Source organism: Serratia sp. Res13-Sevr-LER1-36-b (assembly GCF_015673035.1).
GTDB classification, from domain to species: domain Bacteria; phylum Pseudomonadota; class Gammaproteobacteria; order Enterobacterales; family Enterobacteriaceae; genus Chania; species Chania fonticola_C.
Genome location: NZ_JADACK010000005.1, coordinates 925429 through 938357 on the forward strand (window position 1 = coordinate 925429; position 12929 = coordinate 938357).

General features: G+C 57.6%; 7 protein-coding genes and 1 riboswitch. All 7 genes read right to left on the reverse strand.

Features of this window, described 5'->3' with window-relative positions; translation table 11 throughout:
- Positions 1–58: 58 nt before the first annotated feature.
- The 7 genes from IMQ33_RS05350 to IMQ33_RS05380 all read right to left on the reverse strand — a co-directional run bounded on the left by IMQ33_RS05350 (position 59) and on the right by IMQ33_RS05380 (position 12924).
- Positions 59–1528 (reverse strand): efflux transporter outer membrane subunit, encoded by a 1470-nt coding sequence (locus IMQ33_RS05350; protein WP_196063022.1) that lies wholly within the window; start codon positions 1526–1528, stop codon positions 59–61.
- The gene (locus IMQ33_RS05355) at positions 1525–4701 is read right to left on the reverse strand and encodes an efflux RND transporter permease subunit (RefSeq protein WP_196063023.1); all 3177 of its coding nucleotides are present in this window, start codon (positions 4699–4701) and stop codon (positions 1525–1527) included. The genes IMQ33_RS05350 and IMQ33_RS05355 overlap by 4 nt, the downstream gene beginning before the upstream one ends.
- The gene (locus IMQ33_RS05360) at positions 4698–5864 is read right to left on the reverse strand and encodes an efflux RND transporter periplasmic adaptor subunit (RefSeq protein ID WP_196063024.1); all 1167 of its coding nucleotides are present in this window, start codon (positions 5862–5864) and stop codon (positions 4698–4700) included. The genes IMQ33_RS05355 and IMQ33_RS05360 overlap by 4 nt, the downstream gene beginning before the upstream one ends.
- A 191-nt stretch (positions 5865–6055) precedes the next feature.
- Complete coding sequence (locus IMQ33_RS05365; RefSeq protein WP_196063025.1) at positions 6056–7072, reverse strand: sodium:calcium antiporter; 1017 nt, start codon at positions 7070–7072, stop codon at positions 6056–6058.
- Between the two features lie 162 nt (positions 7073–7234).
- Positions 7235–7331: riboswitch (yybP-ykoY riboswitch) on the reverse strand.
- A gap of 33 nt (positions 7332–7364) precedes the next feature.
- Positions 7365–9419 (reverse strand): SWIM zinc finger family protein, encoded by a 2055-nt coding sequence (locus tag IMQ33_RS05370; protein WP_196063026.1) that lies wholly within the window; start codon positions 9417–9419, stop codon positions 7365–7367.
- Positions 9416–10540 carry a VWA domain-containing protein gene (locus IMQ33_RS05375; protein WP_196063027.1) on the reverse strand — a complete coding sequence of 375 codons (1125 nt, stop codon included), beginning with the start codon at positions 10538–10540 and terminating at the stop codon, positions 9416–9418. Before IMQ33_RS05375 ends, IMQ33_RS05370 begins: the two co-directional genes overlap by 4 nt.
- The gene (locus tag IMQ33_RS05380) at positions 10540–12924 is read right to left on the reverse strand and encodes a DUF5682 family protein (RefSeq protein WP_196063028.1); all 2385 of its coding nucleotides are present in this window, start codon (positions 12922–12924) and stop codon (positions 10540–10542) included. Before IMQ33_RS05380 ends, IMQ33_RS05375 begins: the two co-directional genes overlap by 1 nt.
- Between the last annotated feature and the right edge of the window lie 5 nt (positions 12925–12929).

Sequence of the window (12929 nt, forward strand, 5' to 3'; positions counted from 1 at the left end):
TTTCGGTAACAAAAAGCTTAAACCTTCCCACCAGGGGAAGGTCAAGGCCTGTTAGCAATCAGTTCTGTAGGGGGGCATTGGCTATACCGCTGGCCCCATTACAATTGCGTTCCGTCTGAGTACAGACTTCCCAACCGCCGCCCAACGCCTTATAGATGCTGACAATGGCAAGCTGCTGGTTAGTCCGTGCGACGACCAGCGCGCGCTGGCTGGCAAAGTGAGCTCGTTCGGCATCGAGCACCTCCAGATAAAGACCGTCACCTTCGGCAAATCGCACCTGGAGCAGACGCGCTGCTTCGCGATTGGCTGCAGACTCCAGCAGGCGTAGCTCAAGCGTGCTGCCCGCTGAGCCATAGGCTTTAAAGGCATTATCCGTTTCCTGCAAGGCGCGCAATACGGCCTGGTCATAGCCGACCAAGGCCTGTTTGCTGCGGGCTTCACTGGCGGCGATCCGGGCGCGCGTGCGGCCAATATCCAGCAGCGACCAGCGAATCACCGGCAAGATAAAGCCTGAAAGCGCCTCGGCACCGTTCAACGCATCAAGATTCCCTGCCACAAAGCCGAGCGATCCCTGCACCTGGATCTCGGGATAGAGCGCAGCCGTCTCGACGCCAATCTGGGCAGTAGCCGCAGCAAGGTCCCGTTCCGCCGCCACGATGTCGGCACGCCGCGAGAGGAGCGATACGGGATCGCCCACGGCGATGGTTCGCACAGCCAACGAATCATCCAACGGCACAATTGCTGGCGGCCTGAACGACTGAGGTACTGTGCCGAGGAGGATGGCCAATGCGTTGGTGCTTGCCGCCCGACGGCGTTCCAACTCAGGCATGGCCACCTCAACATTACGTAACAGCGCCTCGGCACGCAGTCGGTCAAACTCGCTGGCTGAACCGGCGTTGGCCTGCTGTTCAACCAGCTTCAGGCTTTCACGCTGGCTTTGGCTGATGTCGGTTACAACGGCAATTTCGGCCTCGAGACCGCGCAATTCGAACCAGGTAGCGGCCACCGTAGCAATGACGCTCACCTGCACTTCACGCAGTAACGCCTCGCGGGAGCCAGCTTGCGCCTGCGCAGCCTCCACCGAACGCCGCACGCGCCCAAACAGATCGAGTTCCCAAGCGGCATCGATGGCTCCGCGATAGCTTTCGCGTTGCCGCGGCTGGTCGGGTGAAATTTCCACTTCACCCCAACGGCGGTTCTCATAGCTAAGCGCGGGGCCGCCGCTGGGCAGGAAGCTCTGGCGATCTTCCCGCAGCATGGCCTTGGCCTCTTCCAGCCGCATGGCCGCGATGCCAATATCATGGTTCGCTGCCAATGCCTGCTGGATCAAGGCCGTTAGCGCCGGATCGTCGAAAGTACGCCACCACTCAACCTCGACGGCCCCAGAGCCGAGCCCGGCAGTTGGCTCACCAAAGTTGGTTGGCAGCGGCGACGAGGGTGGTGCATAGTCAGGACCCACCGCCGAGCATCCGGCCAGCAAGAACAGCGCACTCAGAGGAAGCAGCACAGTTTGATAGCGATCTCTCATGGCTGGCTCCCCTTGATGCGTTGTTTTGATGCTGAGCGATAATGCTCGACTCGGGCGGCAAGGCCACGCATCACCACATAAAAGACCGGAGTCAGGAACAAGCCAAACAGCGTCACGCCGATCATGCCCGCAAACACCGCAATGCCCATGGAGTGGCGCATTTCCGCCCCTGCGCCACTGGCCAACACCAGCGGAACCACGCCAGCAATAAAGGCCAGCGAGGTCATCAGGATCGGCCGTAACCGCAGTCGACAAGCCTCGATAACCGCCTCAAGTGCGCTCGAGCCTTTGGCTTCGAGGCTGCGTGCAAACTCAACGATAAGAATGGCGTTCTTGGCAGCCAGCCCCACCAACACGATCAGCCCAATCTGAACGAACACGTTGTTGTCTCCCTCCACCAACCAGATACCCACGATCGCACTCAGCAGACACATCGGTACGATCAGCAATACCGCCAGGGGCAGCAGCCAGCTGTTGTACTGCGCGGCGAGGATCAGATAAGCGAGCAGCACACAGAGTGGGAAGATAAACAGCGCCGAGTCTCCGGCCAGCTTTTGTTGATAGGTGAGATCGGTCCACTCGAAGCTCATGCCTTCAGGTAGCACCTCCTGCGCCAGTTGCTCCATCAGCGCCACCGCCTGTCCGGAACTGACGCCCGGCATAGCACCGCCGGAGATATCCGCCGAGGGGTAACCGTTATAATGCATCACACGATCCGGGCCGGAACTTGGCGTAACGGTGACAAACGCTGACAGCGGCAGCATTTCCCCGGCCGCATTGCGCACTTGCAGCCGACCAATGGCTTCAGCTTGCATGCGGTGATCTGCATCGGCCTGAGCCGTGACTTTGTAGGTGCGGCCGAAGCGGTTGAAGTCGTTGACATACAGCGAGCCGAGATACACCTGGAGTGCCTCAAAAACGTCCGCCAGACGAACGCCTTGGCTCATCGCCTGGGTGCGGTCGATACTGACGTCGAGCTGCGGTGCATTGACGTCAAGGCTGGTGAGCAGCCCGGCCACCTGCCCCGTTCCGCTGGCTTTCTGCATCAGGAGCTGAGTTTGCTGAACCAGCGCATCCAGCCCGGCACCACCGCGATCTTCAACCTGCATTTTGAAACCACCGGTTGCACCCAGTCCTGGCACCGGTGGTGGCGGAAATACGCCAAGGAAACCGTCGGGGATGCTGGCGAATTTGGCCTGTAAACGCCCGGCGATTGCCATCGCGCTGAGGTCGTCCGTGGTGCGATCTTTGAATGGGTCAAGCATCACGAACATCACGGCGGCATTTGGCACGTTAACAAAACCGTTGATTGAAAGCCCCGGGAATGCCACAACGCTTTCAACACCGGGTTCCGCCAGTGCGATCTTCGACATCTGCTTAACGACGGCCTCGGTGCGATCCAGTGATGCGGAGTTGGGAAGCTGGGCAATGCCAACCAGATAATACTTATCCTGCATGGGGACAAAGCCCGGCGGTACGGCCTTGAAGCCGAAGAAGGTCAGCGCAAGCAGCCCAGCGTAAACCACCAGAGCCAGGCCGCTGACCCGCACAACCTTGCGGACCGTGTTGCCATAGGCGTCCGGTGCGCGTTGGAAAGGCTTGGCCAACCGCTCAAACCTCCGTTCGACACGACCACGCAGGCTGCGAGGATCATGAGTGATCCCCACCTTACGTGGCCGCAACAGGAGACCGGCAAGCGCCGGGCTGAGCGTGAGCGAATTCACCGCCGACAGAATGGTCGAGATGGCAATAGTGAGCGCAAACTGTTGATAAAACTCGCCTTGTAAACCGCTGAGGAAGGCGGTAGGGATAAACACCGCGGCGAGTACCGAGGTGATGGCGATAATTGGCCCGGTGACCTCGTCCATCGCCTTCCTGGCGGCTTGCGGGGGATCTTCACCATTTTCGATATGCCGCTCGACGTTTTCCACCACCACGATCGCATCGTCGACTACGATACCAATCGATAGCACCAAACCAAACAGCGACAAGGTGTTGAGCGAGAACCCCATCAGATGCATTACGGCGAAGGTACCGATAAGTGATACCGGCACGGCCATCAGCGGGATCAGCGAAGCCCGCCAGTTGCGCAGGAACAGCACCACCACGATCACCACCAGGAAGATGGCCTCCAACAGCGTGGTAGCTACCGATTCCAGTGAAGCCCGAACAAACACCGTCGGATCATAGGCGATGCGTGAACTGAGCCCGGCCGGAAAGTTGCCTTCAAGCCGCTGCATGGTGGCCCGCACTGCCTGCGAAACGTCCAGCGCGTTGGCTCCCGGGCTTTGAATGATTTGCAGCGCCACGGCAGGCTCACCGTCAAGCAGGCTGCGCAAAGCGTAGGCATCTGCACCCATCTCGATGCGGGCGACATCCCGTAGGCGTGTCACCTGGCCATCAATACCGGTGCGAATGATGATATCGCCGAACTGTTCTTCATCGGTCAACCGCCCGAGGGTGTTCACCGTCACCTGGAAGGCGGCGGTAGAGTTAGGAGCTTGGCCGACCGAACCCGCCGCCACCTGTACGTTCTGCTCACGTACCGCGGCTATCACGTCGCCAGCCGTCAGCCCCCGTGCTGCGATCAGGTTTGGATCGAGCCACAGCCGCATGCTGTATTCACCCGCTCCCCAAACCAGCACGTCGCTGATCCCCGGAATACGGGACAGCTCGTCGCGCACCTGCAGATAGGCGAAATTGGAGATATACAACGGATCGTAACGCTTATCTGGCGATAGCAGGTGCACCACCATCAGAATGTCTGGCGAGGTTTTCTGTGTAACCACCCCCTGGCGTTGTACTTCTTCAGGCAAACGCGGTAACGCACGGGCGACCCGGTTTTGGACCTGAACCTGCGCCATATCGGCATTGGTTCCCTGGGCGAAAGTTACGGTCAGGATCATCCGGCCATCGGTGGCCGACTGCGACGACATGTACAACATGCCCTCTACCCCGGTAATTGCCTGTTCGAGCGGCGCGGCCACCGTTTCAGCGATCACCTTGGGGTTGGCGCCCGGATAAGAGGCGGTTACCTGCACGGTTGGCGGCGTCACGGCCGGATACTCACTGAGCGGTAATTGGAAGAAGGCAACGGTGCCAGCCAACACCATCAGCACCGAGAGCACGATGGCAAAGATCGGCCGATCGATGAAGAAACGTGGAAAGCTCATTGCGCGCCTCCTGAGGTTTGCGGCAGCGCAATAGGCGTACCGTCAATCGTCGCGGACTGTGGCGTAATCTGCATCCCTGGTCGAACCAATCCCTTGACGACGATGCGCTCGCCCGCTTGCAGACCTTGTTCGATCACCCGCATTCCATCGGCTATCGAGCCAAGTTCGACCGGCCGGTATTCTGTTGTATCGTCTTTGCCAACGACCAGCACATAGCGGCTGCCCTGGTCGGTGCCAATCGACAGGTCAGAAACCAGCACCTTGGGCTGCGGTGCGCCGGTCTCCAATTTGACTTTGGCGAACAGACCGGGGGTTAATTGCCCATCAGGATTGTCCACCACCGCACGTACCCGCACCGTTCCCGTACTGCGATCGGCAGAGTTGGCGAGGAAATCGACACGGCCGGGCCGCGAGTAGGTCTTGTCGGCGATCAGCGCCACCATGACTTTGGTTACCTTGACCGCCTCTGAGGTTTTATTGGTTCTGTCAGCGGCTAGCGAACGTAAATAAGTGCGTTCGTCGACATCAAAATAGACATGCAGCGGATTGATCGAGACGATGGTCGTCAACGGAGTCACACCGCTGGCAACATAGTTACCTTCAGTGACCAGGGTTTGGCCGACACGTCCGCTGATGGGGGCGGTGACGCGGGTGAAACTCAAATCCAGTTGCGCAGCATCCAGCGCGGCTTTGGCGGCATCCACCTTGGCTTTGCCTGCGTTCACTGCCGCGGTGGCGGTATCAAGAAATGCTCGCGCGACGACCTTTTGCGCGAACAGTTTCTCGGCTCGTGTATATTCCGCCTTGGCGAGTAGCGATGCCGCTTCAGCCTCGCGTAGGCGTGCTTTGGCAACGTTCACTGCGGCTACGAACTCCCGAGGATCAATGAGAAACAGCGGGTCTCCTTGATTAACCAAGCGCCCCTCGGGGACGGTGACCTCCTGGAGATAGCCCGAGACCCGTGGGCGAAGTTCAACCCGCTTGACCGCGGTAAGCGATCCGGTGAATTCCACAAAAGGCGTTATCGGGCGCACGACGACTTCGGCCACCGGAACGCCAGGCGGTTTGGCAGCTGCGCCGGAAGGCACCGCCTCCTTGCATCCGGAGATAATGAACGCGGCGCTTATCGCCGCAGTGAGCAGGGTTATAGCTTTGACTTGCATCGGTATACCTTTCGCGACAATTGTCGACAGTAGGTTTGGCAGGCTGCCTTTATCCGGCTTGTCACGTTTGGAAGGTCAAGTATTTTTTACGGCAGGCAATGAGCGACCAAGTTGGAGCACAGTCACGCTGACTGCAGCGGCTCCAATGGCCGCTGCAGTCGTATTTGAGGAGGGTTAATTATTCTATTGTTTTAGCCGCTAAATGAGATTGAGGCGATAATATAAGCGAAATAAAAAGCCCCATTAATAAATAACATCCACACTTTCAGCTTTTTGTTTCTGGCATTGATCCACAGCCAAAATGCCGATGAAAGCGTAATAAACACCCCGATCAACACTTCATGCCGGGGTTGCCATGGCGTCAACAATATACCGATGGCGGGTAATATCGTGCCTTGAAAAACCATTGCGCCGGTAATATTGCCTAATGCCAGAGTATCCTTTCCTTTGCGTATCCACAGAATGCTGTTCACCTTCTCTGGCAATTCGGTAGCTATAGGAATGATAATCAATGACAGCAACAACACCGAAATGCCAAGCTTTTCCGATACTGCGGCAACACCGTCTATAAAACCTAAAGCCCCTGCTACCAATACGCCCAAACCCATTAAGGTTTGCAGGATGATGGTAAATAGCGTGGTGGGCAATCCCACTCGGGATAAGAACATGACGTTATCTGCCGCTGTTCCATTGCCTTCAGCCACTAATTTTTTCGAAGCGTGTAAGGTTTTTACAATATAGGTGACATAAAGCAAGACCAACAACACGCTGACGCCCATTCTGGCTATTTTCATCTCCACAGGAATGAACAAGGCAATTGCGGCTAACACAAAAGCCAGCAGGAAGAAATGCGTATCCCGTATAAACCCCGTGGGCTCTGGGGTGATTGACCCGTTAATGCCCCGCCGTCTAACCACGGCCAGCGCCATCAAAAAGACCGACAGCGTAGACAACATCAGCGGCACGCCCAATATTGCCCCCACGCCAATCTCTTCATTAACATTAGCGGCCGACGTGCCGGCAACCAGGGCCAAAATGGGCACCATGGTTTCAGGTAAGGCGGTGCCAATGGCGGCAAAAAGCGAACCGGTTACCCCTTCAGAGATCTTCAACCTTTCGCCAAGGTGTTCCAGAGCATTGGTGAAAATTTCAGAGGCAATCAATATGATGATTAAAGATATCGCGAGCTGGAAAAATGACAGCGTCATCCTTTAGCCCTCAATTCGCCAGGCTTTTGGGCGGTTTTTTTGCTGAGGTTATGTGAAATTAAAGCAGAAAAAAGGGTCATTATGGAAATACCGACTGGACGTAGCAAACCATGGTGTAATATTCCTCGTCCAATCCAAAAGAAATATTACCCCTATGGTCTCGCCAATCTGATCGACGGATGTGCCACAGCAAGTTGCTGAGTATGTTGACACATCCTCCTTCATGATGAAGGAAGGCTACTCCCCAAATGAGTGGGGCAAGCTTAGTCGAACTGTCATGGCGCTGTCAAAGTCAATTACTCTGCCGGTCTTTCACCAGGCGCAGCGTTTGATAAATCGTCATCAACCGCTGGACTAATTGCGTGTGGTTATTGGAGCGAATACGCTCGGGTAACTCGTTTAACCATGCATACAGCTGCACCAGGCCATAGCCATTTAGCGCTTCGGCTAACATTTCCACCCGCTCAATCCCGCGCCCTCCTTGATGCCGGATCCCCTGCTGTAACCACTGAGCCAGCAACGTTTCGGTGTCTGCCAACGCTTGCTGCATGCCTGAGCGCTGTTGCAGATCGGCCTGGCGCTCCATCGGGAAAGGCTCAGCCTCATCGGCACACAGCGAGAATATCTGGGTGTCACTGGCGACGGCCAACGGCTCGATAATCAGTTTGCCTGACGCGATCTTCACCCTGCCTGAAATCAACCGTGGCGGAGTTGCTAGCGTGAGCATTGCCCTGGCCAATACCTCGATAGCCTGAGGGGCGGCACTATCGTAATTTAGTGACACTGTCACCAAATTATCATCACCCGCCTCTCCGCTTAAGAGTTCAAGCTGCAAGCACTGTAAGGCCGGGTCCCAGCACCAGTCGAGCACCTCGCTAACCGGTAAGATATGCAGTTGCTCGATCGGCTGTCTGGGGCGTACAAAATCCGGCAATGCCTGCTGGAGATGACGCTTCAGCGCTGCCGCATCAGGCTGCCTGAGCGGTTCCCCCAGCAGCTCCCACGCACGGGCAGAGAGCGGCAATACGCTGGTATATTGCTTACCGCTGGCAATGTCCAACGCTCCGTTTGCCCGGCGCTTGGCGGCATTGGTGATCACCTGGCAGGCCGCCAGTTTTTTTACCGGGTGGCCGGCAATCCTGCGGCTGCCTATCGGCGTCGCCACGCCTTGTGGATCGCTCTTTCTAGGCCACTGGCGTTCGATCACCATCAGCGCTTGGGAGTCCGGGTCGGTGTAGATCAGATCCACCCCTTCCTGCTGCTCGTCGGCCCAATAACGCGCGCCGAGTGAAACCAGTTTCAGATGTTCCAGCTGGATCTCACCTTTGACGCCCAGGCCAAGAATTTCAGCCGCCGGAAGGCGTGGTAAGGTCTGCTGCTGCGCCTGTTGGTCCATGCACCTGGCCGCGACCAACCGGGCGGAAAGCCCGCTGATGCGCTGCAAGAATTCGACCGGATGATAGCGGCTTGAACGATTATGTTGATCGGCCATCCCTTGCTGAATATCCGCCAGGCTTTCGCTAATCCAGCGCCACTGAAGCTGCTGGGCATGGCGACTCACTTCTGCCATCAGGGGGTTGATGGCCGTCTCAGGCTGGCTGCTGCCGTCTGACCACAGCTTGAGCAGCAATTTATCCAACGACGTTTGTAATAAGACGGCTTCTGATTGGTCGAATAAGGCGTTTACCTGCGCCTGTTCGCCGTCAGGCAAACTGATTTGCAGCGTTAACTGCTCAAAGTCTGGCTGGCTGAGTTCGGCCTGCTCAAAACCCCAGACCGCCATCACAATATGTTCGCAAATCGCCTCCTGAATACAGTCACAGCGTGCATGAGCCAGGCTGCTGCGGGAGAAAAATCGCACGTCACACATCGGTAAACGCGCTGACGGAGTGGCTTGCGCCCCGCTGCCTTTGCTCAATTGCACCACTACGCTGCTCTGGATCAGCTTTTTAGCCCGGCTAATAACCGAGAGCGGGACATCGCCAAGCTGTTCACTAAATCTGGCCGGGGACCAAGCCGGTGCAGGTTCTTGCGGCTGAGCATCGTCAGCTTCTGGGGGCACCCCAGTGGCATGTAACGCCTGATAGGCCAGGACCAGCGTGACCCGATGGCGGCACATGCTGCTGGCCGGGCAGCTACAGGCCGCATCCCGCAAGGTTTTGCCTGGCGGAAAAGTGACTTGGTTACCGTCGCTGAACTTGGCATCAATACAGCCATCGTTACGCTCTGTCAGTTCAGGCAGTTTTCCTTCGGCGACCTCTTTCTGTGCGCGCTTAACGAAACCCGCGTTACTTAACGCCATCAGGGCTTCCGGCGTGAGTTCGAGTAAATCTGAACGTTGAGTCATCCTAGTACCTTTTCAGCCAGCCAGGCCGCCAGTTCGCCGGGCGTCATGGCGCCAATTTGTGCGCCGACCGCGACCAGCCGGTTAGCCATGTCACGATCGTATTGTGGGTTGGCCTGGTGATCTAACGCTGCCAGCCCCAACACTTTGGCTCCGGCCTGAATGCAGGTACGCACCCGCCGAACCAGTTCGCTTTCGCTGCCGCCCTCGAAGAAATCACTCAGCACTACCACGATCGTGCGCTGGGGATTGGTGATGCAGGACTGGGCATAGCCCACCGCCTTGGCGATATCGGTGCCGCCACCTAGCTGTACCTTCATCAGCAGTTCAACCGGATCGCTGACGTCTGCGGTCAAATCCACCACCGCGGTATCAAAGGCGACCAGCCGGGTTTGCATGCCTGGTAAATTCCACAGGCAGGCCGCCATCACTGCGGCATGGATCACCGAATCCACCATCGAGCCACTCTGGTCTACCAGCAGGATGATGTCCCAACGTTCGCTATGGCGTTTAACCCGGCTCATAAACGCCGGGTTTTCGATAAACAGCTTGCCGTGCTGTGGGCTCCAGCGGTGCAGGTTATTGCCAACGGTGCGTTTAAAATCAAAGTTGCGCGCCACCTTGACCTGCGAGGGGCGGCGGCGGTCACGGCTGCCGCAAAATGACTGGCGCACGTCACGTGCCAGGCGTTCCATGATCCGCCGAACCACTTCCGCCACCAATCGGCGTGCGGCGGCCAATACCTGCGGGTTCATCAAGTGTTTGGTGTGTAACACCGCTTTCAGTAACGCTTCCGAGGGTTCAATACGTTCCAGCACGTCAAGATTGGTGACCACATCGTCAATGCCGTAGCGCTCAACCGCGTCCACTTCCAGCCGTTCAATCACCTCTTTCGGGAACAGCTGATGAATTTCATTAATCCACTCAGGCGTGGTCAGGTTGGATTTACCCAGGCTGGCTCCGCGCTCACCGCGAGCCAAACGCTCCGGATCCCGCCCATACAGCCATTCAAGTGCGCTATCGACGGAGCGATAGTGAGCGTCTAATTCACCCAACGAGGCCTCGGCGGCTTCGCCTAACAGCAAGCGCCAGCGCTGTAATTCTGGAGTTAATTGATTTGCCATTACGCCAGCCCCCATTGGCCAAGGATTTCCAGTGCCCGCTTTTCGGCCTGTTGCATAGCCGCAATCTCCTGCGGCGTTGCGGCAGTAATTTCGCGATTTAACGACGATACCGGTAGATGACTCGCCTGATGGAGATCCAGTATCTGGCGGGCAAACTCACCGCGCTCCCTGGGTGGCAGCCAGGCAAATGCACCGCGCATCGCCGGCAAGGCCAGCAGGAAGTCTTCGTCATCCAGTGCGGTAACCAACTGGTTCAGGCCGTCAACAAAGGTTAAATCCTGGGTCAACTGGTGGCGCGCCAACGCAATCAATCCGCTGAGCGCATCGCCCATTTTATTGGCTGCCAGGGTGGCCAGCAGCGCTAACGGCTGTGCGATCGGCGAAGCGGTATCAGGCTGGGTGTCATTCAGGCTGAGTAATGCGCCCAATGCCGCACCACGGCTAAGCGGATCGGCATCGGTAGACGCGGCTTTTCTTTGCCAAACGGTGAGCGCGCGATCGGCTTCCAGCGCGGGAAATAACGTATTGCGGTCGGCATCAGGCAGCGCGAGCAGATCCCGCGTCACCAAGCGGATCGCCTGAAATGCCACAATGTGCCGATGGCTGTCGGCGGGGTTCACGCTGCCATAGCTTTCACATAGCCATAGCGCGCGGTCGAAAGTTATCTGGATCACCGACAACAAGATCGCTGATCCTTGCATACCTACGCTTTCACCGTGGCGATAGAGCGTGTGGGCGGCTTCCAGCGCCAGGCCCAGGTCTTCAAAGTTCCCTTCCTGGCTCACCGCCACAGTAAGCTGTTCTACTACCCGGCTGCTGAAATCCGCCAGCCCGGCCAATGCCGCCTGATTCAGTAATTTAACCAGCGCTACCACCATCCCCTGGCTACCGTGCAGATCCAGCAGGGCCTCTTCCAGCTTGGCCAGTGCAGCATCGGCCAGCGTAGCGCCGTAGGAGGCTGCTTCAATCAGCGCTGCAACCTGCTCAAGCGGCGCTCGAAGCTGCCAGTGTTCGCTCATTTCGCCCGACATGGCCTGCCCAACCCCCTTCAGGCAATGAATGCCAGGGATCGCCAATATCGCTAACTGATGCAAGGCTCTGCTGCGCTGGCGATCTTCAGGTTTAAGCAGGTCGAGTTTGACCTCCGAGGGGATCGAAATCGCCAACCGCGCCAATTCGAGTTCCAGCGAAATCAACAGCGGCGGACGTGGCGTATTGGCCGCAAGTTTACCGTGCGACTCCCCGGCTAAAACCGCCATCATCTGCACCAGAATGGGGTCGGTTCCTGGCCGTAAAGGACCGCGATAGGTCCACGGCAGCGGGACATCCATCGCCTCTTTCACCAGCGAACCGGCCATGGCATCCAGCCAGTCATTGCGTAACGGCAACTGGTGGCCCCGCAGCCGCGCAAGTGCCTGAACCCGTAAATACACCGCGCCCATATCGGCGGTAGACGCCGGTAGGTTAAGCTTGCGCAGCCGTTCAAGTATGCGCTGGAAAGCGTATAGCCCCGCCTGCTCCAGGCCAAATTCCCACACCCACTGCTGGAACGCCGGTGACGGCATACCGGACGCATAGCCGGTGAAAGCATCCAGCCGTTTATAGCTGTAGGGCACCAAATAAGAGCCAGTGATGTATTGCGCGTCGCCTTGCCAATCGTCAAAGCATTGGCTTAAAGCGGGCAGCTCAGGCTCATGCTCTTCACTGGGGAGGTTTTGCCACAGCTTCATCAAAGCGGGGGCGTGATAGCCGCCACACACCACTAACACGGCCCCGTCCTGTTGATCCATAGCCCAGCGGATCCAGCGGGCCATCATGGCTTCACGAGCCTGATTGCCTTGCGAGCCGGGAACCTCTCCGCGTAACCGTTCGAAATAGAGGCTTAGGCGTTGTTCCAGCTCCTGCACATCGCACCGATCTTCAAATAACCGATCCCAAAGCGCATCGCGCCCCTGAATACCCAGTTCCAGGCTCAATGCTTGTTCAAAATCCTCGGCCCGTTGCTGCTGTTCGGCATCGGCCAAATCGGCGTAGCGGTTGGCAATATCGGCAAACGCAGCATGCCAGGCCGGCAGATCCATAAAGCGTATTTCCGCCTTGATAGCTCGTGCCTGCTGCAGCGCCTGCCACTCAGGAGAATGCTCGGCAAACGGTGACCAGGAACCTCTGCGCACGCCCTGTCCAGGCTGTTGTGGCACGCCATAGCTATAGATAGCCAGCGGTAGCTGATGGGGCAAAAACAGCTCATCAAGCCGGGAGTTGAAGTCCATCGGCCCTTCTATCAGCACGTAGCGCGGTTTTAGCGTGTTAATTCTCGCCGCTACCAGCCGGGCACAGGCCGGGCTGTGGTGGCGGATACCGATGATTTCCGGTGATTGATTCATTACGC

What these genes read in the sequence shown, in the direction of transcription:
- IMQ33_RS05355 (WP_196063023.1), bottom strand. Translation starts at nt 4,701, where the DNA reads ATGAGCTTTCCACGTTTCTTCATCGATCGGCCGATCTTTGCCATCGTG.
- IMQ33_RS05380 (WP_196063028.1), bottom strand. Translation starts at nt 12,924, where the DNA reads ATGAATCAATCACCGGAAATCATCGGTATCCGCCACCACAGCCCGGCC.
- IMQ33_RS05360 (WP_196063024.1), bottom strand. Translation starts at nt 5,864, where the DNA reads ATGCAAGTCAAAGCTATAACCCTGCTCACTGCGGCGATAAGCGCCGCG.
- IMQ33_RS05365 (WP_196063025.1), bottom strand. Translation starts at nt 7,072, where the DNA reads ATGACGCTGTCATTTTTCCAGCTCGCGATATCTTTAATCATCATATTG.
- IMQ33_RS05370 (WP_196063026.1), bottom strand. Translation starts at nt 9,419, where the DNA reads ATGACTCAACGTTCAGATTTACTCGAACTCACGCCGGAAGCCCTGATG.
- IMQ33_RS05375 (WP_196063027.1), bottom strand. Translation starts at nt 10,540, where the DNA reads ATGGCAAATCAATTAACTCCAGAATTACAGCGCTGGCGCTTGCTGTTA.
- IMQ33_RS05350 (WP_196063022.1), bottom strand. Translation starts at nt 1,528, where the DNA reads ATGAGAGATCGCTATCAAACTGTGCTGCTTCCTCTGAGTGCGCTGTTC.